Source organism: Marinovum sp. (genome assembly GCF_048263515.1).
GTDB lineage: Bacteria > Pseudomonadota > Alphaproteobacteria > Rhodobacterales > Rhodobacteraceae > Marinovum.
Genome location: NZ_JBLXEC010000004.1, coordinates 134695 through 160683 on the forward strand (window position 1 = coordinate 134695; position 25989 = coordinate 160683).

A 25989-nucleotide genomic window follows, 5' to 3' on the forward strand; every position below is an offset into this window, starting at 1 on the left:
GCAATGGTATACCACATCCCTTACGGCAAAGGTCGGCGGACGGGCAAGCCTTGTGCCGCGCGCGCTGACGAATGGACCTTTCGGCTTTTCCGAAGAATGCAGGGCTCTTTTCTGCCGCCTTCCGCCGCGGCCCGCAAGGGCCCTTCAGGACGCTTGCCTTGGCAAGGGATGCGCTGGATAGTCAGCCCGGAGAGGCCCGCACCAGGCGGCCCGCGACAGGAGAGATGTCATGCAACTCGATCCCGACACCGACCTCAGCTTTACCCGCGACCTGCCGATCCCGCCGTCGCTGGTCTGGGAATGCTGGACCTCGTCCGAGCATATCCCGCATTTCTTCGTGCCGAAGCCGCACAAGGTGCTCGACTGCGACATCGACCTGAAGGTCGGCGGGCGCTTCAACACCACCTTCGAGGTCGAGGGCAACCGGATGGAGAACAACGGCGTCTTCCTCGAAATCGACCCCGAGCGCCGGCTGGTCTTTACCGACACCTACACCGAGGGCTGGAAGCCCGCGCCGGACCCCTTCATGACCGCGATCCTCGATCTCGCGCCGCTGGACGATGGTGGCACGCGCTACACCGCCACCGCGCGGCACAGATCAGCCGAAAAAGCCAAGGCGCACAAGGAGATGGGGTTCTACGACGGCTGGGGCATCGTGGTCGATCAACTGGTCGACTACGCCCAGGGGCTGGGGCGCTAGAGCGCGCGCCAGCCGATGTCTTTGCGGTAGAACCCGCCGGGCCAGTCGATCGCCTCGACCATGGCATAGGCGCGCTCGCGCGCCTCGGCCAGCGTCTCGCCGCGGGCGGTGACGTTCAGCACCCGCCCGCCGCTGGCGGTGATCGCGCCGTCCTTTGCCGTGGTGCCGGCATGGAAGACCATGTTGCTGCTGTCCTCGGGAAGCGCGTCCAGCCCCTTGATCACGCTGCCTTTTTCATAGCTGCCGGGATAGCCGTTGGCGGCCATGACCACCGTCATCGCGTGATCGTCGGCCCAGTTCACCTGCGCCTCGTCCAGCCGCTCTTCGGCAGCGGCATGCATCAGGTCGAGCGCCTGCGCGCCCAGCCGCAGCATCAGCACCTGGCACTCCGGATCGCCGAAGCGCACGTTGTATTCCACCAGTCGCGCCTTACCGTCCCTGATCATCAGCCCGGCATAAAGCACGCCCTGATAGGGCATGCCGCGGTCGGCCATGACCTGCAGCGTCGGCTTGACGATCTCTTCCAGCGCCTGGGTGGCGATTTCGTCGGTCAGCACACGTGCGGGCGAATAGGCGCCCATGCCGCCGGTGTTGAGCCCGGTGTCACCTTCGCCGACCCGCTTGTGATCCTGCGCCGTGCCGATGGGCAGGGCGGTCTTGCCATCACAGAGCACGAAGAAGCTGGCCTCTTCGCCCTCCATGAATTCCTCGATCACAACCTCGGCGCCCGCCGCGCCGAAGGCACCGCCGAACATGTCGTCGATGGCGTCGAGCGCGGTCTGCTCGTCCATCGCCACGATCACGCCCTTGCCGGCGGCCAGACCGTCGGCCTTGACCACGATCGGCGCGCCCTGTTCGCGGATGTAGGCCTTCGCCTTCTCGGCATCGGTAAAATGCGCATAGCCGGCGGTGGGGGCCCGGGCCGCGTCGCAGATCTCCTTGGTAAAGCTCTTCGAGGCCTCCAGCCGCGCGGCCTCTTGCGAGGGGCCGAAGACCAGCAGCCCGGCGTCGCGCAGCCGGTCGGCCACGCCCTTGGCCAGCGGCGCCTCGGGGCCGACGATGACGAAATCGATGGTCTCGGCCTCGGCCAGCGCCAGCACCGCGCCGGCGTCCTCGATATCGACGGTGGCGCAGGTGGCGATCTGCGCGATGCCGGCATTGCCCGGCGCCACGATCAACTTGTCGCATTTCGGGTTCTGCAACGCCGCCCAGGCCAGCGCATGCTCGCGCCCGCCGCTACCGAGAATGAGGATGTTCATGGGCGCTCTCCGCTTGGCCTTTGTTGCGAGGCGTTTTAGGGTCCGGGCCGAGCAGATACAAGCGAGGCCCGATGTCCGACCTGATTGATGATGCCCCCGACGGGTTGAACGCGCCGGAATTCAGCGTTTCCGAGATCTCGGGCGCAATCAAGCGGGTGATCGAGGGCGAGTTCGGCCATGTCCGCATCCGCGGCGAGGTCGGCCGGGTGTCGCGGCCAAGATCGGGCCATATCTATCTGGATCTGAAGGATGATCGCTCGGTGATCTCCGGCGTGGTCTGGAAGGGCGTGGCGGCGCGGCTGACCACCTTGCCCGAGGAAGGCATGGAGGTCGTGGCCACCGGCCGGGTGACCACCTTTGCCGGCCAGTCGAAATACCAGATGGTGATCGAAGACATCAAACCGGCCGGCGTCGGCGCGCTGATGGCGATGCTGGAAAAGCGCAAGGCGTTGCTCGAGGCCGAGGGGCTCTTTGCCGCGGATCGCAAGAAGAAGCTGCCGTATCTGCCTGAGATCATTGGAGTTGTCACCTCTCCCAGCGGGGCGGTGATCCGCGATATCCTGCACCGGTTGCGCGACCGTTTCCCGCGCAAGGTGCTGATCTGGCCGGTCGCCGTCCAAGGTGCCAGCTGCGCGCCAGAGGTCGCCCGCGCGATCCATGGCTTCAACGCCATGACCCCCGGCGGCGCCTTGCCGCGGCCCGACCTGCTGATCGTGGCGCGCGGCGGCGGTTCGATCGAGGATCTCTGGGGCTTCAACGAGGAAATCGTGGCGCGCGCGGCGGCGGCCTCGGACATTCCGCTGATCTCGGCGGTGGGCCACGAGACCGACACCACGCTGATCGACCACGTCGCCGACCGCCGCGCGCCGACGCCCACGGCCGCTGCGGAAATGGCGGTGCCAGTGCGGCTGGAGCTGCTGGCCTGGCTCGAAGGACAGGGCGGGCGGCTGGCGCAGGCGCTGACCGGCGGGCTGTCGCAGCGCAGCCAGCGGCTCCGTGACCTGGCGCGCGCCTTGCCACGGGCCGAGACACTGGTGGAGGGGCCGCGGCAGCGGCTCGACACCTGGGGCGACCGGCTGCCTGTCGCTCTGGAGCGCGGGGTGGCGCGGCGGCGGGTGATGCTCTCAGACCGCTCCGGTGCGCTGCAACCGTCTTCGCTGCGGCGGATGCTGGCCAATGACCGCCAGCGGCTGGATCACCTCTCGGCGCGGCTGGCCCCGGCGCTGGACCGGGCGGTGACGCGCAAGGCCGAGCGGTTGGCCGGATTGCGCCTGTCGACGCGCGCGGTCGAAAAGGATATTGACGTTCAGAAAGAACGACTTGAGCGCGTCTTTTCACGTTTCGCCGAAACAGGTTCACGCCAGATTTCCGACCTGCGTAAACGGCTCGAGGCCACCGACCGGCTGCGCGAAACCCTGGGCTACCGCGCGACCCTCGCGCGCGGCTACGCGGTGGTGCGCGGCGACGCCGGGGTGGTCACCACCAAGGCCGCAGCCGAAGAGACCACAGGCCTCGAGATCGAATTTGCCGATGGCCGGCTGAAGCTGGGCGCGGGCAAAGCCGCACGCAGCAAACCGGCGCGCAAGCCGCCGGAACAGGGCTCGCTTTTTTGACCGGACATCAGTTGATGTTCATGTTACGTTCACGAAGTGTCAACCTTTGGAGTCCACGATGGAACAGCGCGTATCCCTGATCACCCTTGGCGTGCAGGACATGGCCACCACGGCGGCCTTTTACGAACGGCTGGGCTGGGAGCGTGCCGAATCGCCTGACGAGGTGGTTGCTTTCGACCTGATCGGCCAGACGCTGGGGCTCTATCCGCTCGCGGCCCTGGCCGAGGATATCGGCGTCGCCCCGGGTACCCTGGGTCGTGGCGCTGTCACCCTGGCGCATAACCTGCGCAGCAAGGAGGAGGTGGACGATCTGATGCAACGGGCCGAGGCGGCTGGCGCCACGGTTCTGAAAACGCCGCAAGAGGCTGTCTGGGGGGGCTACCACGGGTATTTCGCCGATCCCGAAGGCAATATCTGGGAGGTGACCTTCAATCCCTTTTCTCCACTGGCGGAAGACGGGGCATTCTGCTGGAACGGCTATGGCTGAGGACTTGGCCGTGACCGCAGGCAGTGGCAGCCCGCGCTGATGCGCAAACCCGCCAGCATGTGGAGCCTCGAGACGCTGGGGCGGGTCCGTCTCAGCCGGTATTTCTACATGCGGGAGTTTCTTTATTCGGAGATCGGCAATATCCACCGCATTCCGAATATCCCTGAGAACCCCGATCTGGCGGTCGACCGGGGGCGGGCGCTTTGCACGCAGCTGCTCGACCCGCTGGAAGAGACCTTCGGCCGGGTGGCGGTGCGGTCGGGCTATCGCTCGCCCGAACTCAACCAGTTCGGCAATGACAACCGGCTCAACTGCGCCCGCAACGACAACCCGCTGGAATGCCACATCTGGGACATCGCCGAGGTGCCGGTGGCCGGGGCCAGCCTGGTGATCCCCTGGTTCGCCGATCGCTACGACGCCGGGCGCGACTGGCGCGATCTGGCGTGGTGGCTGCACGATCACATCGACTATTCCGAGATCTGGTTCTTTCCCAAGCTTTGCGCCTTCAACGTGTCCTGGCGACCCCGGCCTTGGAAGACGATCTCGAGCTACATCACCCCGCGCGGCACGCTCTTGCGCCGAGGCGAAGACCCTGACGAAAGCCTCTCCGAGCGGCAGGCGCGCTATGCCGATTTCCCGCCGTTCCGCGGTTTGCGGCTGCCGGGGGATGAAACGGCCGGACCCAGCGTCATGTGCTGAGGCGCCACGATTCGCCGGCTGACGCGGCCCGTCCGCGCGGAAACCGGGAAGATTGTTCAATACACCGAAGGCTTTGCCACTACGTCTGGTAATATCGTTGACCCAAACCCCCAGATGCAGGAAATTACCACCATATCTAGGGGAATTTCATGTCCAGTTTTTCACGATTGCTTGCCGTCGGGGCGATGGCGTTTTTTTCTACGTTTGCGGCGCAGTCCACCCGGGCGCAGGAGACCTGCGGCGGTGTTTACACGGTGCAACCGGGCGACAGCCTCTCGGACATTGCCGACCGGATGTACCAGAACGCCGCCCTGTGGACCGCGATCCACAGCAACAACGCTGCCAGCATTGGCGCAGCCGCCAACAACATCCGCACCGGGCAGCAGCTCAGGCTGAGCTGCATCAACGGCATGCCAACAGGCCTGCCCGGCGGTACGCCGGTGACGCAGGCTGATACACCGACGCCGGACACCGCCAAACCGGCACCAACAACGCCAGGCCCGACCCTGCGCCTTCTGGCGGGCGACGGCTATCCGCCCTTCACCGACCGGGCCGAGCCGGCGGCGGGCATGATGACCGAGGTGGTGGAGCGGGCACTGGCCGCGTCCGAGGGCGCAGACCACAGGATTTTCTGGATCAACGACCGCGCGGCGCATCTCGACCCGATGCTGTCAACGGACATGGCGGATCTGGCCTTTCCCTGGATCAGACCGGCCTGCGACGGCACTGGTGCCTGCGCGGAGTACCTCTATTCCGACCCGATGTTCGAGATGCTGGTGCTTATTTTTGCCAACAGTGACAGCGGCTTGACCTTCGCCACGCCGGCTGACCTCGCCGGGCTGCGGCTTTGCCGGCCGCGCGGGTTCGGGGCGGTGGATTGGCTGGAGGGCACCGAAATGACGCTGGTGCAGCCTGCCAGCGCCGAGGCCTGCTTTGACCAGCTGACCACCGGCGCGGCCGACGTCGTGGCGCTGAACGAATTTACCGGGCGGCTTCTGATCGCGCAAATGGGCCTGCGCGACCGGGTCGAGGTTCTGGGCGCGCGGCCGCTGTCGATCGAGACGCTGCACCTGGTGGCCCATCGCGGCAACCCGCAGGCCGAGGCGCTGATCGCGCGGTTCAACTCGGGCCTCGCGGAGATCCGGGCCTCGGGCGCTTATACCACAATCATCGAGGCGCATCTGTCGCGTCTCTGGGCGGGGTTCTGAGCATAGGCGGTTTGCGATACGGCGCAGCGGCGGCTGTCTTCGGTCTGATCCTCGGCACCGGCGCGGCGCAGGCCGGCTGCAACGAAACGCGGCAGGTCGAGGTCGGCGATACCTTCTTTTCGCTAGCGAAGGAGAGCTACGGCGACCACGAGCAATGGACGCTGATCTATTATGCCAACCAGGCGCTGCTCGAGGACAACACCTTCAAGCTGGTGCCGGGCACCGAAATCTACGTGCCCTGCGCGCCGGGGCAGGCAGCGCCCGTCACAGAGGATGCGACGCCGCTGCAACGCCCCGATGCCGAGATGGTGCTGCTGACCGGCTCGAACTACGCGCCCTTTACCGACACCGACTGGCCCGGCCAGGGCATGGCGACCGAACTGGTCAACGCCGCGCTGGAAAGCGCGCCCGCGCCGGTGCCTTATGCCATCGTCTGGGAGGATGACTGGTCGAAACACCTGTTTCCGCTGCTCGATGACAAGCAGGTGGACATGGGCTTTCCCTGGCTCAAGCCCGACTGCGCGGCCACGCCCGACAACGAACGTTGCGCCAATTTCCATTTCTCCGATCCGTTGGTCGAGATCCTGATCATGCTCTTCGTGCGGGCGGATGACAGCTTCGACTTTGCCGACGACGCCGACATCCTTGGCAAAACGCTCTGCCGGCCCAAGGGCTATTTCACCCATGATCTCGACCGTGACGGCCGCAACTGGCTGAGCCAAGGGCTGATCACCCTGGTCCGGGCCGAGAGCCCGCAGGCCTGTTTCGATCTGCTCACCGCCGGCACGGTCGATGCGGTGACAGTGAACGTCTTTCTCGGCGCCAATACGCTCGATGCCATGGGGCTGCGCGGCAAGGTGGTGCCGCTGGAACGCCCGCTGTCGACCGAGGGGCTGCATGTGGTGATCTCCAAGACCCATTGGCGCGGCACGACCTTTCTCTACCGGGTGAACGCCGGGCTGGCGGCGCTGAAGGAGAGCGCGCGCTACAACGAGATCGTGGCGCGGCACCTGGCGGTGTTCTGGGACCGGATGCAGCAAGGCTCCTGACCCCGGGGATCGGCGAAAGCCCACCTGTGGCGGGGCCGACCGGCGATTCCCCGCTGTCATTCGCGGCGCGTTGCGATAGGCTCTGCCCGGGACCTCGCGGCCAACGCGGGGCGGATATGAGAGAGCAGGGGCCCAAGCAATGCGTGAACCGCTCGTATTATTGCCGGGATTCATGTGTGACGCGCGGGTCTTCGGACCGCAGGTCGCGGCGCTGAGCTATGACACGCCGGTGATGCTGGCCCCGGTCACCCAGGGCGAACGCATCGAAGAGATCGCCTCGGCCATCCTGACCGCCGCCCCGGCCAAATTCGGCGTCGCCGGCATGGGATTTGGCGGCGTGGTGGCGATGGAGCTGATGCGCCGCGCGCCCGAGCGGGTCACGCGCATCGCCCTTATCGACGCCTCGCCGCTGGCCGAGACACCGCAGGACGCCTCGGCGCGCGAAGCCCGGATCATCCGCGCCCGCACCGGGCGGCTGCGCGAGGTGCTGCAGGAGGACCTTTCGACCGCCGGTCTCGCCGTGTCGCCCTATCGCAGCGATGTCATGGCGCTGGCGCTCGACATGGGGATGCACCTGGGCGCCGATATCTACACGCGGCAAAGCCGGGCAATGATGCGGCGCAAGGACCAGCAGGCGGTGATGCGGAAATGCAAGGTGCCGGCGCTGATCCTCTGCGGGGCCGAGAACGCGGCGCTGCCGGTGAAACGCCACCAGTTCCTGGCGACGCTGATCCCCTATGCCAAGCTCGAGGTGATCGAAGGCGCCGGTCACATGGCGGCGCTGGAACAGCCCGAAGCGGTGATCAATGCGCTCAGGGCCTGGCAGCGGCAACCCTTCGTGCTGCAATAGATCAGGTGTCGGGGCTGGTGCCCTTGTCGAAATCACTGCCGTTGCGCGCCTCGGCGACGACGGTCAGAATCAGCGTCGCGGCGATGGCGATGACGGCGGATTCGATCAGCAGGCCAAAGCCCACGCCGATGCCCACCACGCCCACCAGCCAGATCGCCGAGCCCGAGGCCACGCCGCGCAGCCGGCCGGTCTCGTTGCGGCTGATGATGGCGCCGGCGCCGAGAAAGCCGATGCCGCCGACGATGCCCTGTACCGCGCGCGACAGGTCGAAGGCGAGGCCGTCAACCTCGGCCTTGGCCGCCATGTTGATCGACATCATGCAGACCGCCGCCGCGCCGAGCGACACCAGCATGTAGGCCCGCAGGCCCAGCGGTTTGCGCTTGATCTCGCGGTCAATGCCGATGATGCCGCCGAGGATCACCGCGACGGCAGCGCGCAACAGGAAGGTCTGGGTGTCGATCATCTGGCTTTTCCGGCTGGTTCTGGACGGGTCATGACCAGTCTAACACCCGAAAAGCGCTTTGGGTCCGAGAAATCGCGGCTCAGACCAGACCGGCGGCCTCGAGATAGGTGCGCACGGCGGTCTGCACGTGGCGAAATCGGTCGCCGCCCAGATGCTTGCCGCCGTACCAGCGGGTGACCACGACCAGGTGATTGCAGATCTCGTCGCGTTCGAGCATGCGCAGGATCACGTTGCCGGCGCCGCTTTCTCCGTCATCGGCCTTGATCGGCGTCTCGCCCAGCAGCAACCCCCAGGTGTTATGGGTGGCCTTGGCGAACTTCTTGTTCGTCTTCAGCGCCTTGAGCAGCGCCTTTGCCTCCTGCTCGGAACGGCAGGGCGCGCCCGAGACCGCGTATTTCGAGCCCTTGTCGGTGAGGATATTGTCGAGCGTCAACATGGGCGATCCGTGCGGGGTTCGAAGGCAAAATGTCGAGGGGCAGGCCGCCCGTGTCACCGCGGCCGCCCTGTTCTTGACCCGAGCGGCCCGTGTCATGGATGGCACTGGCGTATTTGCCGAAGAGAAGAAGGCCCTGCTGCTTCTTCTCTTTCCAAAATACGCCAGTGCAAGGCCGGCCAAGGGCGCGGCGGTCGTGAGGGTCACCGAGTTTGCGACACCCGAGTGACCCACCGCACCTTGTCAGTCTTCCATCGCTTCCAGTTCGTCGATGAAGCCTTCGATCATCGACAGGCCCTTGTCCCAGAAGGCCGGGTCCGAGGCGTCGAGGCCGAAGGGGGCGAGCAGCTCCTTGTGGTGCTTGGAGCCGCCGGCCTTGAGCATGTCGAAGTATTTCTCCTGAAAACCCTCGGGCGCGGCCTCGTAGGCGGCATAAAGCGCGTTCACCAAGCCATCGCCGAAGGCATAGGCATAGACGTAGAAGGGCGAATGCACGAAATGCGGGATATAGGCCCAGAAGGTCTCGTAGCCCTCCATGAAGTCGAAGACCGGCCCCAGGCTCTCGGCCTGCACCGACATCCAGAGCGCGTTGATATCCTCTGGCGTCAGCTCGCCGCCGCGACGGGCGTCGTGCAGCTTGCACTCGAAATCGTAGAAGGCGATCTGCCGGACCACGGTGTTGATCATGTCCTCGACCTTGCCGGCGAGGAGGATCTTGCGGGCTTCCTTGGTCTCGGCCTTTTCAAGCATTTTGCGGAAGGTCAGCATCTCGCCGAAGACGCTCGCTGTCTCGGCCAGGGTCAGCGGGGTCGAGGACAGCATCTCGCCCTGATCCGCCGCCAGCCGCTGGTGCACGCCGTGGCCCAGCTCATGCGCGAGCGTCATCACGTCGCGCGGTTTGCCGAGGTAGTTGAGCATGACGTAGGGGTGAACATCGGTGACCGTGGGGTGGGCAAAGGCGCCGGGCGCCTTGCCGGGCTTGACCCCGGCGTCGATCCAGCCGTCGGTGAAGAAGGGCTCTGACAGCTCGGCCATGCGCGGATCAAACCCGGCATAGGCCTCCTGCACAATCTCGCGCGCCTCGTCCCAGCCGACAATCCTGGTCTCTTCCATCGGCAGCGGCGCATTGCGGTCCCAGACCTGCATGCGGTCGAGCCCCAGCCATTTTGCCTTGAGCGCGTAGTAGCGGTGCGACAGGCGTGGGTAGGCGGCGACAACCGCATTGCGTAGCGCCTCGACGACCTCGGGTTCCACGTCGTTCGACAGGTGCCGACCGGCCTGAGGCGAGGGCATCTTGCGCCAGCGGTCGATAACCTCTTTCTCTTTCGCCTGCGTGTTGTGGACGCGGGCGAAAATCTTGATGTTGTCCTCGAAGACGCGCGCCAGTTCACGGCTGGCGGCCTCGCGCTTGGACCGGTCCTGTTCGGTCAGCAGGTTGAGCGTCGCCTCGATGCCCATCTCTTCGCCGTCGACCTCGAATTGCAGCCCGGCGATGGTCTCGTCAAAGAGCCGCTCCCAGGCGTCTCCGACAACGCCGAGATCATGCAGAAATTTTTCCAGCTCGTCGGAGAGCTGGTGATCCTTCATCGCGCGGATGCGGCGGAAGACCGGGGCATAGCGGGCGAGATCGCGGTTCTGGTCCAGCAACCCGGCGAGGTGATCATCCTCGAGTCGGTTGAGTTCCAGCGTGAAGAACACCAGCGGGGTGGTGTAGTCGGTGATCTTTTCCTGGCAATCCGACATGAACTTGGCGCGCCCGCCATCAGTGGTCTGCTGGTAATAGCGCAGCCCTGCAAAGGACATGATGCGGCCGGCGATCGCGCTGATCTTTTCGTTGCGCTGGACGCAGGTCAGGAACTCCTCTGCCGAGAGCGTGGCGAGCTTGCCTTCGTAGTCCGCGGCAAAGGCGGCGCATTCCTTTTCGAGCCAGTCGAGGTCGCGCGCCAGTTCCGGGGCGTCTTCGGAGGCATAGAGATCGGTCAGGTCCCATTCGGGCAGATTTCCGAGGTCGCGCGCGCCGCCGCCTGCTTGGGCGTCACGGACGGGAAAGGGGAGGTGCAGCATGAAATAGGCCTTCTGTTCTGGTTGGACACAGATAAGCCCGGCAGGGTGCAAGGTTCAAGGGAAGCTGGCGGCGCTGGCCCGGCGTCAGCCTGCCCTCAGGCGGTGGCGGCCCGGGGTTTGGCCAGCAAGGTCTCCTCGAAATGGTGGCAGGTGACCTCGAAGATATGCTGCCGTGTGGCGGCATCCTCCATCAGCACCTCGTGCTCGCCGCCTTCGATCACCTCGAGCCGGCCCTGCGGCCAGTTGGCCATGCGGCTGTGGATTTCCGGCACGCTGACGATGCGTTCGTTGCTGCCGAGGAATGTGACGCAGGGCAGTTTCGGCGGCGGCAGGGTGGCCAGGGCGCGGCATTCGCGCAGCGCCTCGTGCAGCCAATGCAGCGAGGGGCCGCCCAGTTGCAGCTCGGGGTGCTCCAGCACCTGCCCGCGCATGTAGTCGAACATTTCGGGGTCGCGGGTGAGCACGTTGTCCTCGAAGGGCGCAGTGGCGACATAGCTCGCCGATCCGGTCGAGGGCGCGTAGAAATGTGAAAAGCCCAGCTTGCGGCTGGTCCAGCCCATGGCCCAGGCGGCGGGGCGCACGGCGCCGGCGATGCGGATGCCCCACATCGGCCCGGTAAAGACCGCGCCCCTCACCGGCAGACCGTTGTAGAGCGCCCGAAGGCCGATGCAGCCGCCCATGGAATGGCCCAGCAGGAACAGGGGCTTGGGCAGGCTCAGCTGGGGCAGGGCGTCCAGCACGGCACGCACGTCGCGCTGGTAATCGTCGAAGACGTCGACATGGCCGACGCGTGCATCAGGCAGCAGCCGGTCGGCCAGCCCCTGGCCGCGCCAGTCGACGGCAACGACCTCGTAGCCCAAGGCAGAAAGGTCGCTCGCCAGCAGCCCGTATTTCTCGACATATTCGGTACGACCGGGAAAGATCAGGAAGCTTCCCTGCGGCTTGGCCGCGGTCGGCCAATGGCCAATGCGAATGCGCTTGCCGTCCTCGGTCGTCAGCCAGAAGCAGCGCCCGCCCTTGGGGCCGCGCGCCATGTCTTCGAAATAGGGCGCTGGCGAGAGGGTCATCAGGAGAGCGCCTGACCCAGCTTCATCGCGGTGCCCATGTCGCCATCCACGGCGAGTTTGCCCGACATGAAGGCGGCGGTGGGGTCGAGATCGCCCGACAGGATCGACTCGAAGGTATCGGCATCGGCGGTCATCGTGACCTCGGCCTCGTCGTCGCCGGCGCGCGCGCCATCACCGTCGACCATGATCGCGCCTTCGTCTTCGATGACGAACTTGGCGACACCGTCGAATCCACCGTCGATCTTTGCATTGAGGGCCTTCACGGCCTCGGCAACCACGTCACTCATTTGCACGCTCCTTTGTCTGATCGCGGGTGGTATTCCGGGCCCGCTGCGCTACATTACTGGCACTATGGTCACGATCAGACAGCACATCAAATGTAGCGTTGCGGCATTTCTCATCCTAGTCACGTATTCCCTACCGTCGGGTGTACGCGCCCAGGATGTCGAGAGCCTGTTGCAGCAGCTGCGCGAGGCCGAACCGGCCGAGGCCGGGCGGCTGGTCAGTGATATCAGCCGCGAATGGTCAAAAAGCGGGTCGGCGGCGATGGACCTGCTGCTCAAGCGTGGCCGCGATGCGATGGATGTCGAGGATCTCGAGGCCGCGACCGAGCATTTCACCGCGCTGATCGACCATGCGCCGGGCTTTGCCGAGGGGTATCACATGCGGGCCATGGCCTATTTCAACGCCGGCAGGATCGGTCCGGCGCTGGGGGATCTGGAGATGGCCCTGCGGCTCAATCCCGATCACTTCGGCGCGCTGCGCGGGCTCGCGGTGATCTTCGAGACGCTGGGCGAGGAAGACCGGGCGCTGCGCGGCTACGAAATGGTGCTCGCGCTCAACCCCCACGACGCCGAGGCACAAAGCGGCGTCGAGCGTCTGCTGGTTGCCGCCCGCGGCCGCGAAATCTGAACAACGAACAACCCCCGGGAGACACGGGATGGCGATGGAACAGCGGACCGTAGCGGTCCTTGGGCCCACGAACACGGGCAAGACCCATTACGCCATCGAGCGGATGCTGGGCTATCGGTCCGGCATCATCGGGCTGCCCCTGCGGCTGCTCGCGCGCGAGGTCTATGACCGGATCGTCGCCATCAGAGGCCCCGGCGTGGTGGCGCTGGTCACCGGCGAAGAGCGGATCGTGCCACCGCGCGCCGCCTATTGGGTCTGCACCGTCGAGGCGATGCCCGAAGTCATGGGCACCGATTTCGTCGCCATCGACGAAATCCAGCTTTGCGCCGATCCCGAGCGCGGCCATGTCTTCACCGACCGTCTGCTGCGCATGCGCGGCACCCACGAGACGCTGTTTCTGGGCGCCGAGACCATGCGCGGGCCGATTGCGGCGCTGGTCCGGGGCGTCGAGTTCCTGCGCCGCGAGCGGATGAGCCAGCTGAGCTACATTGGTTCGAAAAAGATAAGCCGACTGCAGGCACGCAGCGCCGTGGTCGGCTTTTCGATTGAGAATGTCTATGCGATTGCCGAGCTGCTGCGGCGCCAGAAGGGTGGTGCGGCGGTTGTCATGGGGGCTTTGTCGCCCCGAACCCGCAATGCGCAGGTCGATCTTTACCAGAACGGCGATGTCGATTTCCTTGTGGCCACCGATGCCATCGGCATGGGGCTGAACCTCGACGTGAACCACGTGGCATTCTCCGGCTTGTCGAAGTTCGACGGCCGCCGGATGCGGCCGCTTGCCCCCAACGAACTGGCCCAGATTGCCGGGCGCGCCGGGCGCGGCATGCGCGACGGAACCTTCGGCGTGACCGGCGAGGCGCCGCCGCTCGACGAAGGCGTCGTCGATGCGATCTGCGACCACCAGTTCACCCCGCTGAAAAAGCTGCAATGGCGCAACGCGGCGCTGGAGTTCGGCAGTATCGACCGTCTGATCGCCTCGCTTGAAAAACCGCCCGAAGACCCGATCCTGCTCAAGGCGCGCGAGGCCGATGACCTGCGCACCCTGCGCACCCTGGCGCAGGACGATCTGGTCTTTGCCCGCGCGTCCAGCCCGCAGTCGGTCAAGCTGTTGTGGGACGTCTGCCGCATTCCCGACTTCCGCGGCATATCTCATGCGGAACATGCGGGGCTTCTGGGGGTTATCTTCGGCAATCTGCACGAGAGCGGAAAGGTACCCGATGACTGGCTGGCGCGACAGGTGCGACGGATCGACCGCACGGACGGCGATATCGACACATTGTCGAAACGGTTGGCATATATCCGCACTTGGACCTATGTGGCTCAACGAAAGGGTTGGGTCGCTGACGAAAGCCATTGGCGCGGGGTGACGCGCGCTGTAGAAGACAGGCTGTCGGATGCGCTGCACGACCGTCTGACCCAGAGATTTGTTGACCGCCGCACATCCGTGCTTTTGCGGCGGTTGAAACAGAAGGAGGCCCTCTTGGCCGATGTGAACGAAAACGGTGAAGTGACTGTCGAAGGTGAATTCGTCGGCCGTCTTGAGGGGTTCCGCTTCCGGCAGGACAAGGATGCAACAGGTCAGGAGGCCAAGACGCTCAAGGCGGCGTCGCTTCAGGCCCTGACCCCGCATTTCCACCTGCGGGCTGACCGGTTCTACAATGCGCCCGATACCGAGATCGACTATACCGAGCAGGGCGGCCTCATGTGGGGCGACCAGGCGGTCGGCAAGTTGGTCAAGGGCAGCGAGCCACTGAAGCCCGAGGTCAAGGCCTTCGTCGATGACGAAGCCGGTCCGGATGTGGCGCAGAAGGTGCAGCGCCGCCTGCAGCACTTCATCGACCGCAAGATCGCCACGCTGTTCGAGCCGCTGGTCGCGCTCGGCCGCGACGAGGCGCTGAGCGGTCTGGCCAAGGGCTTTGCCTTCCAGATGGTCGAGAACTTCGGCGTGCTGCCGCGTGCCAAGGTGGCCGACGACGTCAAGGCGCTCGATCAGGATGCCCGTGGCGCGCTGCGCAAGCATGGCGTGCGCTTCGGCCAGTTCACCATCTTCATGCCGCTGCTCTTGAAACCCGCGCCGACCCGTCTGCGGCTGGTGCTCTGGTCGCTTTGGCAGGGGCTCGATGCTTTCCCCGAGGCACCGCCGCCGGGTCTGGTGACCGTGCCCTCCGATCAGGGTGCCCCCGAAGGCGCCGACACCATGTCGGGCTATCGCAAGGCCGGCGCCCGGGCGATCCGCATCGACATGCTTGAACGTCTGGCCGACATGCTGCGCGCCGAGGACACCCGCGGCGGCTTTGAAGCCAAGGCCGACATGCTGTCGATCACCGGCATGACGCTCGAGCAATTTGCCGATCTGATGCAGGGACTTGGCTACCGCGCCGAAAAGGGCGAACGCGCCAAGGTGAAGCCTGCCGACGCGGTTGTGGTGGAAGAGGCCGGTGACGAACCGGTCGCGCCCGACACCCCGGTGATGGACGTGGCCCAGCCCGAGCCAGCGCCCGGCACCGAAGCCGCGCCGCAGATCGATCCTGCGGCCGAGGCCGAGCCTGTCGAGCCCAGCGAGACACCCGACATTCCCGAGGCCACCGAGGAAGTTCCGGCGGCCATGGCCACCGACAGCACCGAGGCGGCCGCAACCGTCGCGCCCTCCGAGCTGGAAGCCAACGAAGACCCGATCCCGGTGGTCGACGAAGCGGCAGGCGAACTGGCCCCCGGCGAGACCCCCGACAAGGAAGAGGCCGGACCCGAGATGGAGGTGTTCTACACCTTCACCTGGGGTCGCAACGCGCGCGGCGACCGCAAGCCGCGGGGCGGTGCACGCGGTGAGCGCGACGGTGGCAAGCCGCAGGGCAAGGGCCGGCGCAGCGACCGTGGCGAGGGCAAGGGTAGGGGTCCCAAAGGCGCGAAGGGCAAGGGCCCGCGGCGTGAAGAGGGCGCCAAGACCTATCAGTCGCGCCCGGAAAAGAAGGACCGGATCGATCCGGACAACCCCTTTGCCGCCGCTCTGATGGGGCTCAAGGACAAGGGCTGAGCCCTTGTCCGCCGACAAGCTCCGGCTGGACAAATGGCTCTGGCAGGCGCGGTTCTTCAAGACCCGTACCCTGGCCGCCCGCACCGTCTCGACCGAGGGGGTGCGGGTTGACGGCACGCGGGTGTCGAAACCCGGCCGGACCGTCAGCCCCGGCAATGTCCTGACCTTCGTCCAGGCCAAGCGCGTGCGGATCATCCGCATTCTGGCGCTTGGCGCGCGGCGCGGCCCCGCGGCCGAGGCTCAGGCGCTTTACGAAGACCTGTCACCGCCGGAGGCCCCGAAAGAGGACAGGCTGCCGCCGAATCCGGCCTACGAGGGAAAAGGTCGCCCGACCAAGCAGGATCGTCGCAACCTTGATCTTAACCGCCGACGCACGCTTGAATGATCCGGCTTGCTGGATTAGCAAACACCCGCGTCAGCAAGAAAGACTCGTCTCATGACCTATATCGTCAACGATGCCTGCATCGCCTGCAAATACACCGACTGTGTCGAGGTCTGCCCCGTGGATTGCTTCTACGAGGGCGAGAACATGCTGGTGATCCACCCCGACGAATGTATCGACTGTGGCGTCTGCGAACCGGAATGCCCCGCCGATGCGATCCGCCCGGACACTGAACCGGACATGGAGAAATGGGTCGAGTTCAACCGCAAGTACTCCGAGCTCTGGCCGGTCATCATCACCAAGAAGGACCCGCTGCCCGAGGCCGAGGAACGCGACGGCGAAGAGGGCAAGCTCGAGAAGTACTTCTCGGAAGCGCCCGGCGAAGGCGGTTGACCCTGCGTCAGCGATTCGGGCGCAGCCCGTCAAAGCGGTTCGAAAGCGCCTGAACTGCGCCGCATAAGCACTTGCGATCAGAGGGGTAATCCGTCTGATCACGGAAATATGCTGGAAATCGCATCCTTTTCGTGCTATATTCCTGTCATATGATTTACTCTTCTCACTCAGAACAGGATCGTCTGCACCTGTTCGCCTGAACACGGCATTGTTGAAACCGGGAACGGAGATGAAAATCCCCGTCCGGTTCTTTTGTCGCGTGAGGCGTGGGAACATGCGAGGAAGGACTGCATGACCAAATCGAAGAAAAACGAGTTCCGCCCGAACGACTATGTCGTCTATCCGGCCCATGGTGTGGGCCAGATCGTGTCGATCGACAAGGAGGAAATCGCAGGCATCCCGCTGGAGCTGTTCGTGATTTCCTTCGAGAAGGACAAGATGACCCTCCGGGTGCCCACCAACAAGGCCTCCGAGATCGGCATGCGTTCGCTCAGCTCGCCCGATGTGATCGAAAAGGCGCTCAGCACGCTCAAGGGCAAGGCCCGCGTCAAACGCGCCATGTGGTCGCGTCGCGCCCAGGAGTATGAACAGAAGATCAACTCAGGCGACCTGATCTCCATCGCCGAAGTGGTGCGCGACCTGCACCGCAATGACGAACAGCGCGAGCAGAGCTATTCCGAGCGTCAGCTCTATGAAGCCGCTCTCGAGCGCCTGACCCGCGAAGTTGCAGCCGTCTCCGGCGGCGACGAAGTGGCGGCGGCCAAGCAGGTCGACGAGGTGCTCTTGTCGCGCGCGGCCTGAGAGTCCGAGGACAACAGCTGATCTGAAATTCGAAAGCCCGCGCAAGAGATTGTGCGGGCTTTTTCATGTGTCGGTCAAACTGCCAGCGGGGGTCTCAGGCCGCCGAATCCTTCTGCAACTGGGCCAGCAGCAGCGCCTCGAGATCGCGCTCTAGCTCCTTGGCGCGGGCGATATAAGGCTCGTTGTCGACCGAGGGGATATCGTCGCGCCAGAGCTTTGCCAGCTCGGCCACCGAATGACGGTCGTGGTGATAGAACACCCGTTCCGCCTCGGCCGCCTCGTATTCCGTCAGACCGATGTTCTCGAGCACGTAACGCCCGGCACGCAACGAGCTGTCGAACAGCTCGCGCACGATGTCGTCGGCACCGGCCTGGTAGAGCTTGAAGGCATGGGTGCGGTCATGGGCGCGGGCGACGATGTGCAGGTCGGCCCGTTCACGTCGGGCAAAGGTCACCAGCCGCAGCGTCGCCGCCGGATCGTCGAGCGCCACCACCAGCACCCGCGCGTCCTTGAGCCCGGCGGCATGCAGCAGCTCGGGCCGGGTGGGATCGCCGTAGAACCCCTTGAAGCCGAAGCGGCGCATCAGTTCAATGGTCTTCATGTTGTTGTCGAGCACCACGGTCTTGAACCCCGAGCTCTGCACCAGCCGGTTGACGATCTGCCCGAAGCGACCGATTCCGGCGATGATCACCGGGCCCTGTTCGTCGATCTCGTCGGGCTCGGCGGTTTCGCCGCGCTCGGCCATGCGGCGCGACAGCACCTCGTAGAGGATGAAGAGCAGGGGGGTGATCAGCATCGACAGCGCCACCACCAGCAGCAGCGTCTGCGACAGGGCGATGGGCAGGATGTGCTGGCTGACCGAGAAGGAGATCAGCACGAAGCCGAACTCGCCCGCCTGCGCCAGCGCCAGGGTGAAGAGCCAGCGATTGCGCCCGCGCAGCCCGAAGATCAGGGCCAGCGCCAGCAGCACCGCGCCCTTGGCGGCCATTACGGCGACGGTCAGCCCGAGGATCTTGAACGGCGCGTCGAACAGCGTGCCGAAGTCGATGCCGGCGCCCACGGTGATGAAGAACAGCCCCAGCAGCAGCCCCTTGAAGGGCTCGATGTCACTTTCCAGCTCGTGCCGGAATTCCGAGTTCGCCAGCACCACGCCGGCGAGAAAGGTGCCCAGCGCCGGCGACAGGCCCACCATGTTCATCAGCGTGCCGATACCCACCACGATCAGCAGCGCCAGCGCAGTGTTGAGCTCGCGCAGGCGCGCGGCGTGGATGAACTGGAACATCGGCCGCACCAAGTAGACGCCGGCCAGAATGATCGCGCCGACCGCGCCCAAGGTGACCAGCGTCACGCCCCAGCCCGGCAGCCCCTCGACCAGCGACATGGTGGCATGGGCGGCCTCCTCGGCCTCCTTGGCGGGCAGGGTGATCGCGCCGTCGGGCCGGATCACCGCCGGCGGCACCACAGCCAGCAGCGGCAGGAGCGCCAGCATCGGGATCACCGCGATGTCCTGGGTCAGCAGCACTGCGAATGTCGAGCGGCCCCCGCCGGTCTGCATCAGGCCCTTTTCGCTGAGCGTCTGCAGCACGATCGCCGTGGACGACAGCGCGAAGATCAACCCCACCGCCAGCGCCACCTGCCAGACCAGCCCGAGCAGCATGGCGCCGATCATGATCAGCACCGTCGACAGCCCGATCTGCAGCCCGCCCAGCCCGATCAGCTTGTGCCGCATGTCCCAGAGCGCTTTCGGCTCGAGTTCGAGCCCGATCAGGAACAGCATCATCACCACGCCGAATTCGGCAAAGTGCTGCAATTCCTGGGTTTCATGCCCGCCGACAAAACCGAAGACCGGCCCGATCAGGATGCCGGCAGCGAGGTAACCCAGCACCGACCCCAGCCCCAGCCTGGCCGCCAGCGGCACGGCAATCACCGCGGCGGCGAGAAAGATCGAGGCCTGGAGGAGAAAGCTTTCCATTTGCGGGGTATCCTTATGTGCCTGGCTCATGATGCAAGTGCAGCGGGCGCAGGACAAGGCGGGTTCAGGTCACGGGCCGGTTATTTTCGCCGGAATTTCCTGGATGTCCCGGGCAGGGGTCTCTCGGTGGTCGACCGCGGACGCGTGTGCTTGGTGATGAGGTCAACTGGGGTCGGGACATGGTCCCTCAAAGCGGCAACGGCGCGTCCTGCTTCAACTGGTCCATGACGATCTGGCTCTGCACCCGGGCGACGGCGCGATGCGGCAGAAGCACCTCGTGGATCAACCGGTTGAGCGCCGCAAGGTCGGCGCAATAGACCCTGAGCAGGTAATCGGCATCGCCGGTCAGGGTCCAAGTGCTGACCACCTCGGGCTGCGTCATCATCAGCCGGGTAAAGCTCTGCGCGTCCTCGGGCCGCTGGCTGGCCATCTGCACCTGGACAAAGGCCTGCACCCCGAGCCCCAAGCGCGCGGCGTCGAGCTTGGCGGCATAGGCACGGATGTAGCCCTCGGCCTCGAGCCGTTGCCGTCGCCGCCCGGCCTGGCTGGCCGAGAGGTTCAGCGCCTCGCCCAGCTCGTTGGCAGTAAGATGGGCGTTCTGCTGCAGCAGCCCCAGCAGCTTGCGATCGGTAGAATCGAGCATAAGCGTGATCTCCGCGTAACATGGCCACATTGCGCGGAATTACCGCGAAAGGGAACCCCGGGCTGCCGCAGAACGCGCACATCGCCCCCACCTTCGGCGTTATTCTGAGCGCAACACGCAGACAGAAGGAGACGCCAATGGGACCGTTCCCGCACGACGCCCCGAAATCGACCATCACCGCCGAGAACCCCGCCGGGACCGACGGCTTCGAGTTTGTCGAGTTCGCCCATCCCGATCCGCAGGAGTTGCGCGATCTCTTTGCCAAGATGGGCTACGAGCATGTCGCCAACCACAAAACCAAGCAGATCGAGCTCTGGCAGCAAGGCGACATCACCTATGTGATCAACGCCGATCCCGACAGCTTTGCCGCGAAATTCGTCGAAGAGCACGGCCCCTGCGCCCCTTCGATGGCCTGGCGCGTGGTCGATGCGCAGCACGCCTTTGAGCATGCGGTGTCCAAGGGCGCCGAGCCCTACGAAGGCAACGACAAGACCATGGACGTGCCGGCCATCAAGGGCATCGGCGGCAGCCTGATCTACTTCATCGACAAGTATTACGAGACCTCGCCCTACAATGAGGAATTCACCTGGATCGCCCAGTCCAAGCCGCGTGGCGTGGGGTTCTATTACCTCGACCACCTGACCCACAATGTCTTCAAGGGCAACATGGACAAGTGGTTCAACTTCTATGGCGAGCTGTTCAATTTCCGCGAAATCCGCTTCTTCGACATCGAGGGCAAGTTCACCGGGCTGTTTTCCCGCGCGCTGACCTCGCCCTGCGGCCGCATCCGCATCCCGATCAACGAAGACCGGGGCGAGACCGGCCAGATCGTGGCCTATCTCAAGAAGTACAACGGCGAGGGCATCCAGCACATCGCCGTGGGCTCGCATGACATCTACGACGCCACCGACGAGATCGCCGCGCGCGGCATCAAGTTCATGCCCGGCCCGCCGGAGACCTATTACAAGCTGTCGAAGGACCGCGTGAAAGGCCACGACGAGCCGATCGACCGGATGAAGAAACACGGCATCCTGATCGACGGCGAAGGCGTGGTCGACGGCGGCGAGACGCGTATCCTGCTGCAGATCTTCTCGAAAACGGTGATCGGCCCGATCTTCTTCGAGTTCATCCAACGCAAGGGCGACGACGGCTTTGGCGAGGGCAACTTCAAGGCATTGTTCGAGTCGATCGAACAGGAGCAGATCGACAGCGGCGAGTTGAACGTCGCGTCGTAAGTCCCTCTGACAGGGAGGAGAAAAGGCCGGGGGTAACCCCGGCCTTTTTGCTTTCTGGTCAGGTCGTTGTCACCGGGAGGCCCCGGATCAAGTCCGGGGCGCGGTTGTTCTTTGGGAAGACCGAATGGCTGCCTTTTCCGAGCTATAGGTTTGGCACCGCCGTCCGTCCCCATGCCCGGCGCGTCAACAGCGGCCGCAGGCCGCCGCGCGTCGTCCTGCCAGAGGCATGCCTTCGGCATGGCCCGCGGCTGCCAGAAACACGCGCAGGATCGCCGCCCCGAGGCTCGGCGTTCCGGGGCTCCCTCTCGTCTCTTCCACCTGACCCCCCGCCGCACCGTGACACCGCCGCCCCACATGCTATCGTCGCGAAAAATCTCCAAGGGGGCACCGCCATGACAGATCTCGAAACCCGCATCGCCCAGGGCCGTGGCGACGCACCCGCCGACAAGGTTCTCCGCGGCGGCCAGGTCTTCTGCCTCGTCACCGGCGAGATGATCCCCGGCGACGTCGCGATCTGCGGCGACCGCATCGTCGGCATCGGCGCGGATTACGAGGGCAGGGAGGTGATCGACGTCACCGGCCTCACCCTCGTGCCCGGCTTCATCGACACCCACCTGCATATCGAAAGCTCGCTGATCACCCCCTTCGAGTTCGACCGCTGCGTCGCCCCGCGCGGCGTGACCACCGCGATCTGCGATCCGCATGAGATCGCCAATGTCATCGGCCTCGACGGCATCCGCTATTTCCAGCAGGCCAGCACCCATACGCTGATGGACATCCGCGTGCAGCTGTCGTCCTGCGTGCCCTCGACCGACATGGAGACCGCCGGCGCCCAGATCGAGGCCGCCGACCTGCAGGAGGTGATGAACCACCCCTCGGGCATCGGCCTCGCCGAATTCATGAACTACCCCGGCGTGATCCACCGCGACCCCCGTGCCATGGCCAAGCTGCGCCTCTTCGAGGGCGGCCATGTCGACGGCCATTGCCCGATGTTGTCAGGCCGCGATCTCAACGCCTATATCTCCGCCGGCATCCGCACCGAGCACGAGGCGACCACCGCCGCCGAGGCGCGCGAAAAGCTGCAGAAGGGCATGCGCGTGCTGATCCGCGAAGGCTCGGTCTCCAAGGATCTCGAGGCCCTGGCCGAACTGCTGACCGAGCGCACCAGCGCCTACATGTGCCTCTGCACCGATGACCGCAACCCGCTCGACATCGCCGAACACGGCCATCTCGACTACATGATCCGCCGGCTGATCGAAAAGGGTGTGTCGCCGCTTGCCGCTTACCGCGCTGCCTCGCTCTCCGCCGCCGAGGCCTTCGGCCTGAAGGACCGCGGTCTCATCGCGCCGGGCCTGCGCGCGGATATCGTGGCGCTCGACAGCCTCGAGGACTGCCGCGCCGCCCGCGTCTTCTGCGCCGGGCAGGAGGTCACCGAAGCGGCCTTTGCTGCCCGCACCACAATTGACGTCGTCGGCCGCCATTCGGTCAAGGCTCCCAAGGTGATGGCGGCCGATTTCCGCAGCACCGGCAACCGCAGCGCCACCGATGTCATCGGCATCATCGAAGGCAAGATCATCACCGAGCATCTGACCGAGGAGATCGCCATCGAGGACGGCGACAAGCGCCCCGATGCCGGCCGCGATCTCGCCCGCATCGCGGTGGTCGAGCGCCACGGCAGGAACGGCAATATCGCCACCGGCTTCGTGCGCGGCTTCGGGCTGCAGGCCGGCGCCATCGCGTCAACCGTCTGCCACGACCATCACAACATCGCCTGCGTCGGCATGGAGTATGCCGACATGGCGCTCGCAGCCAACCGCCTGTCGGAAATCGAGGGCGGCTTTGTCGTTGCCCGCGACGGCGCCATCCTCGCCGAACTGGCCCTGCCGGTCGCGGGCCTCATGAGCCTCGACCCCTTCGAACAGGTCCACCAGAGCCTCGTCACCCTGCGCGACGCCGCGAAATCCCTCGGCGTCACCCTCGAGGAACCCTTCCTTCAACTGGCCTTCCTCGCCCTCCCGGTGATCCCCGCCCTGAAAATCACCGACCGCGGCATGGTCGACGTCCTGAAGTTCGAGATCATCCCCGGCTGACGCGCCCGCCTTGCGGCTTCCTCTTGCCGGAAATACCCTTGGGGGAGTCCTCGCCCCGCGAGGACGGGGGCAAAGCCCCCAACCCCCGCCGGCACGGGGCACACCGCCTTGCAATCACGCCCCCATCACAACCCGCCGGCACCGCTCCGTCATGAATTCGACAAATCGCCGGATCTTCGGATCCTGCAACCGCCGGTGCGGATAGAGGCAGCCGAAGATCGACGGCGCCGGCGGCAGGTCCTCCAGCACCGGCACCAGCGCGCCCGAGACCAACGCATCGGCAATCAGGAACCGCGGGATATTGGCAATGCCGCGCCCCGCCAAGGCCCAGGTGATCAGAACGTCGCTGTCGTCGGCGTCGAACTTGCCCGCCACCTCGAGCTTGCGGGGACCGGCGGGCGTCTCCAGCACCCAGAAATACTCGGGCGAACGCGGGTAGCGCAGCAGCAGGCAATTGTGCTGCAACAGGTCGTCAGGACCCGTGGGCACCCCATGCCGTTCCAGATACTCCGGTGCGGCGCAGAGCACCCGGTCGCAGGCGGCGATCTTGCGCAGGGTCAGTCCCGATTCCTTGGGAATGCCCACGAAGAACGCCACGTCCAGCCGCTCGCCCAGCATGTCGACCGCCCGGTCCGACAGGCGCATCTGCACCTGGCACTCGGGGTAGAGGTCGGTGAATTCCGGCACCAGCGGCGCGATGATCCGTCGGCCGGTGACCAGCGGCGCGGTCACCCGGATCACCCCGCGCGGCGTGTCGGAGAAGTTGGCCACCACCGCCTCGGCCTCGTCGAGCGCTGCCAGCGCCTGTCGCGCGTGCTCATAGAACACCCGGCCGACCTCGGTCGGCGTCAGTGACCGGGTGGTGCGGTTGAAGAGCCGCACACCCAGGTGACGCTCCAGTTCCTTGATGCGTTTGCTGGCCACCGCGGGGGTCAACCGCAGGTCGCGACCGCCAGAGGTGATCGAGCCCAGCTCGACCACGCGGACAAAGACTCGCAGGCTTTCGACGTAAGGCATCGGCTTTGCTCGCATGGGTCAGGGAACCGCGCTCAGGGTACACCCGCTGCACCGCCATTATCAACGATCCGTATAAAGTATTTGCCGAATGCGCCCGTATTCGTTGAAGCCGCAAAGGCGTAGAACCTCTCTTAAGGGATGCACGCTTCGGGAGGAATGACATGCAAAGCCGCAACGAGATCCGTTTTCTGCTCAACGGCGCGCCAGTGGCGCTGCCAGAGGTGGGCGCCTCGCAGACCCTTCTCGACTTCCTGCGCCTGAACCGCCGGCTGACCGGCACCAAGGAAGGCTGCGCCGAGGGCGATTGCGGCGCCTGCACCGTGCTGGTCGGTCGCCTGGCCAGCGGTCAGCTGCGCTACGAGGCGGTCAATGCCTGCATCCGATTCCTCGCCACGCTGGATGGGTGCCACGTGGTCACCATCGAACATCTGCGCGGCCCCGACGGCGGGCTGCACCCGGTGCAACAGGCGATGGTCGAGCATCACGGCAGCCAGTGCGGCTTCTGCACGCCGGGCTTTGTCATGGCGCTCTACGCGCTCTGGATGGAGGTGCCCGAGCCCAGCGCGCAACAAGTCGAGACCGCGATCCAGGGCAATCTCTGCCGCTGCACCGGCTACGCGCCGATCATCCGCGCCGCCGTGGCCGTCAGCCGCTACGGCACCCCCACCGCCGACCTGCTGGAGCAGGAGCGCGACAAGATCACCGCCGCCCTGACCGCGCTGCGCGACGGCCAGCGGATCGAGACCGGCCCCGAGGGCAACCGCGCCATCCTGCCCGGCGATGTCGACGACTTTGCCGCGGCCTATGCCGCCAATCCGCAGGCCACCGTGGTGGCAGGAGCGACGGACGTTGGCCTCTGGGTGACCAAGTTTCTCAAGCCCATCGGCCCCGCGATCTTCATCGGCCATCTCGACGGGCTCAAGCGGATCGAGCGTGAGGGCGACCACCTGCGCATCGGCGCCGGCGTCAGCTATTCCGAGCTTGGCCCGGTAATCGCCGAGCACTATCCGCATCTGGCCGAATACTGGTCGCGCATTGCCGGCTGGCAGGTGCGCAATGCCGGCACCATCGGCGGCAATATCGCCAATGGCTCGCCCATCGGGGATACCCCGCCGGTGCTGATCGCCATGGGTGCCGAAGTGGTGCTGCGCCACGGCGACACCCGCCGGCAGATGGCGCTTGAGGACTTCTTCATCGACTACGGCAAGCAGGACCGCGCGCCCGGCGAATTCGTCGAAGAGATCCGCCTGCCGGTTTTGCAGGCAGGCCAGCGCCACGCTGCCTACAAGATATCCAAACGCCGCGACGAGGATATCTCCTCGGTCGCTGCCGGCTTCCGCGTCACGCTGAGCGACGGCATCATCACCGATGTCAGGCTGGCCTTCGGTGGCATGGCCGCCACGCCGAGGCGGGCGGCTGCGGCAGAAGCCGCGCTTCTGGGTCAGGCCTGGCACGAAAGCGCCTTCGAGGCCGCCGCCACCGCTCTGGCGCAGGATTTCACCCCACTCACCGACTGGCGCGCCAGCGCCGAGTATCGCGACAGCGCCGCTGCCAACCTGCTGCGCCGGTTCTACCACGAGCAGGACAGCACCCAGCCGGTCCGGCTGGCCGTGGCGTAAGG

General features: G+C 65.6%; 25 protein-coding genes. 16 read left to right on the forward strand and 9 right to left on the reverse strand.

The genetic code is table 11. The features are described from left to right. Positions 1–229: 229 nt before the first annotated feature. Positions 230–700: an SRPBCC family protein gene (locus ACN0SE_RS06005; protein ID WP_417523592.1), complete on the forward strand. Its 471-nt coding sequence runs from the start codon at positions 230–232 to the stop codon at positions 698–700. On the opposite strand, the gene purD is transcribed toward ACN0SE_RS06005, so the two are convergent. Further along, on the reverse strand, positions 697–1959 hold the full coding sequence (gene purD, locus ACN0SE_RS06010; RefSeq protein WP_417523593.1) for a phosphoribosylamine--glycine ligase: 1263 nt from the start codon (positions 1957–1959) through the stop codon (positions 697–699). The genes ACN0SE_RS06005 and purD overlap by 4 nt on opposite strands. Positions 1960–2030: 71 nt before the next feature. Between purD and xseA the strand changes: the two genes are divergently transcribed. The 6 genes from xseA to ACN0SE_RS06040 all read left to right on the forward strand — a co-directional run bounded on the left by xseA (position 2031) and on the right by ACN0SE_RS06040 (position 7865). Beyond that, entirely contained in the window at positions 2031–3572 is a 1542-nt protein-coding gene (xseA, locus tag ACN0SE_RS06015) for an exodeoxyribonuclease VII large subunit (protein WP_417523594.1), read from the forward strand. A 58-nt stretch (positions 3573–3630) separates the two neighbouring features. Beyond that, positions 3631–4059, forward strand: coding sequence for a VOC family protein (locus tag ACN0SE_RS06020; RefSeq protein ID WP_417523595.1), 429 nt, complete (start codon positions 3631–3633; stop codon positions 4057–4059). Positions 4060–4116: 57 nt separating this feature from the next. Beyond that, a complete protein-coding gene (locus tag ACN0SE_RS06025) occupies positions 4117–4758 on the forward strand; it encodes a hypothetical protein (protein ID WP_417523685.1) in 642 nt (213 codons plus the stop codon). A gap of 149 nt (positions 4759–4907) precedes the next feature. Continuing rightward, positions 4908–5966 carry a LysM peptidoglycan-binding domain-containing protein gene (locus tag ACN0SE_RS06030; protein ID WP_417523596.1) on the forward strand — a complete coding sequence of 353 codons (1059 nt, stop codon included), beginning with the start codon at positions 4908–4910 and terminating at the stop codon, positions 5964–5966. A gap of 11 nt (positions 5967–5977) precedes the next feature. Further along, complete coding sequence (locus tag ACN0SE_RS06035; protein WP_417523597.1) at positions 5978–7015, forward strand: transporter substrate-binding domain-containing protein; 1038 nt, start codon at positions 5978–5980, stop codon at positions 7013–7015. A gap of 139 nt (positions 7016–7154) precedes the next feature. Beyond that, the gene (locus ACN0SE_RS06040; RefSeq protein ID WP_417523598.1) at positions 7155–7865 is read left to right on the forward strand and encodes an alpha/beta fold hydrolase; all 711 of its coding nucleotides are present in this window, start codon (positions 7155–7157) and stop codon (positions 7863–7865) included. Between the two features lies 1 nt (position 7866). On the opposite strand, the gene ACN0SE_RS06045 is transcribed toward ACN0SE_RS06040, so the two are convergent. Together ACN0SE_RS06045 and ACN0SE_RS06050 are read right to left on the reverse strand one after the other, a co-directional pair. After that, a complete protein-coding gene (locus ACN0SE_RS06045; protein ID WP_417523599.1) occupies positions 7867–8328 on the reverse strand; it encodes an MgtC/SapB family protein in 462 nt (153 codons plus the stop codon). 79 nt (positions 8329–8407) lie between these two features. After that, entirely contained in the window at positions 8408–8764 is a 357-nt protein-coding gene (locus ACN0SE_RS06050; RefSeq protein WP_417523600.1) for a YigZ family protein, read from the reverse strand. Between ACN0SE_RS06050 and ACN0SE_RS06055 the strand changes: the two genes are divergently transcribed. Then, positions 8748–8990 (forward strand): hypothetical protein, encoded by a 243-nt coding sequence (locus ACN0SE_RS06055; protein WP_417523601.1) that lies wholly within the window; start codon positions 8748–8750, stop codon positions 8988–8990. The two genes, ACN0SE_RS06050 and ACN0SE_RS06055, sit on opposite strands and share 17 nt — an antisense overlap. A 14-nt stretch (positions 8991–9004) precedes the next feature. On the opposite strand, the gene ACN0SE_RS06060 is transcribed toward ACN0SE_RS06055, so the two are convergent. The 3 genes from ACN0SE_RS06060 to ACN0SE_RS06070 form a co-directional block, all read right to left on the reverse strand. Continuing rightward, positions 9005–10825 carry a M3 family oligoendopeptidase gene (locus ACN0SE_RS06060; protein WP_417523602.1) on the reverse strand — a complete coding sequence of 607 codons (1821 nt, stop codon included), beginning with the start codon at positions 10823–10825 and terminating at the stop codon, positions 9005–9007. A 95-nt stretch (positions 10826–10920) separates the two neighbouring features. Further along, positions 10921–11892, reverse strand: coding sequence for an alpha/beta fold hydrolase (locus tag ACN0SE_RS06065; protein ID WP_417523603.1), 972 nt, complete (start codon positions 11890–11892; stop codon positions 10921–10923). Beyond that, a complete protein-coding gene (locus ACN0SE_RS06070) occupies positions 11892–12179 on the reverse strand; it encodes an SCP2 sterol-binding domain-containing protein (RefSeq protein ID WP_417523604.1) in 288 nt (95 codons plus the stop codon). Before ACN0SE_RS06070 ends, ACN0SE_RS06065 begins: the two co-directional genes overlap by 1 nt. A gap of 169 nt (positions 12180–12348) precedes the next feature. Between ACN0SE_RS06070 and ACN0SE_RS06075 the strand changes: the two genes are divergently transcribed. The 5 genes from ACN0SE_RS06075 to ACN0SE_RS06095 all read left to right on the forward strand — a co-directional run bounded on the left by ACN0SE_RS06075 (position 12349) and on the right by ACN0SE_RS06095 (position 17411). Further along, positions 12349–12804, forward strand: a complete 456-nt coding sequence (locus tag ACN0SE_RS06075) for a tetratricopeptide repeat protein (protein ID WP_417523605.1) — start codon at positions 12349–12351, stop codon at positions 12802–12804. A 28-nt stretch (positions 12805–12832) separates the two neighbouring features. After that, on the forward strand, positions 12833–15835 hold the full coding sequence (locus ACN0SE_RS06080; RefSeq protein WP_417523606.1) for a helicase-related protein: 3003 nt from the start codon (positions 12833–12835) through the stop codon (positions 15833–15835). Positions 15836–15839: 4 nt separating this feature from the next. Beyond that, the gene (locus ACN0SE_RS06085) at positions 15840–16220 is read left to right on the forward strand and encodes an RNA-binding S4 domain-containing protein (protein WP_417523607.1); all 381 of its coding nucleotides are present in this window, start codon (positions 15840–15842) and stop codon (positions 16218–16220) included. Between the two features lie 51 nt (positions 16221–16271). Next, positions 16272–16610, forward strand: a complete 339-nt coding sequence (gene fdxA / locus ACN0SE_RS06090; protein WP_005849180.1) for a ferredoxin FdxA — start codon at positions 16272–16274, stop codon at positions 16608–16610. Between the two features lie 291 nt (positions 16611–16901). Continuing rightward, a complete protein-coding gene (locus ACN0SE_RS06095; protein WP_417523608.1) occupies positions 16902–17411 on the forward strand; it encodes a CarD family transcriptional regulator in 510 nt (169 codons plus the stop codon). A gap of 94 nt (positions 17412–17505) precedes the next feature. Here the strand turns inward: ACN0SE_RS06095 and ACN0SE_RS06100 are convergent, their stop codons facing one another. Both ACN0SE_RS06100 and ACN0SE_RS06105 read right to left on the reverse strand, forming a co-directional pair. Next, entirely contained in the window at positions 17506–19383 is a 1878-nt protein-coding gene (locus ACN0SE_RS06100; protein WP_417523609.1) for a monovalent cation:proton antiporter-2 (CPA2) family protein, read from the reverse strand. Positions 19384–19570: 187 nt separating this feature from the next. After that, positions 19571–20026: an Lrp/AsnC family transcriptional regulator gene (locus ACN0SE_RS06105; protein ID WP_417523610.1), complete on the reverse strand. Its 456-nt coding sequence runs from the start codon at positions 20024–20026 to the stop codon at positions 19571–19573. Between the two features lie 137 nt (positions 20027–20163). On the opposite strand from ACN0SE_RS06105, the gene hppD reads away from it, so the two are divergent. Together hppD and ade are read left to right on the forward strand one after the other, a co-directional pair. Continuing rightward, entirely contained in the window at positions 20164–21261 is a 1098-nt protein-coding gene (gene hppD, locus ACN0SE_RS06110) for a 4-hydroxyphenylpyruvate dioxygenase (protein WP_417523611.1), read from the forward strand. 392 nt (positions 21262–21653) lie between these two features. After that, positions 21654–23351, forward strand: coding sequence for an adenine deaminase (ade, locus tag ACN0SE_RS06115; protein WP_417523612.1), 1698 nt, complete (start codon positions 21654–21656; stop codon positions 23349–23351). Between the two features lie 114 nt (positions 23352–23465). Here the strand turns inward: ade and ACN0SE_RS06120 are convergent, their stop codons facing one another. Next, the gene (locus ACN0SE_RS06120) at positions 23466–24368 is read right to left on the reverse strand and encodes a LysR family transcriptional regulator (RefSeq protein ID WP_417523613.1); all 903 of its coding nucleotides are present in this window, start codon (positions 24366–24368) and stop codon (positions 23466–23468) included. A gap of 161 nt (positions 24369–24529) precedes the next feature. Between ACN0SE_RS06120 and xdhA the strand changes: the two genes are divergently transcribed. Further along, complete coding sequence (gene xdhA / locus ACN0SE_RS06125) at positions 24530–25987, forward strand: xanthine dehydrogenase small subunit (protein WP_417523614.1); 1458 nt, start codon at positions 24530–24532, stop codon at positions 25985–25987. Positions 25988–25989 lie beyond the last annotated feature (2 nt).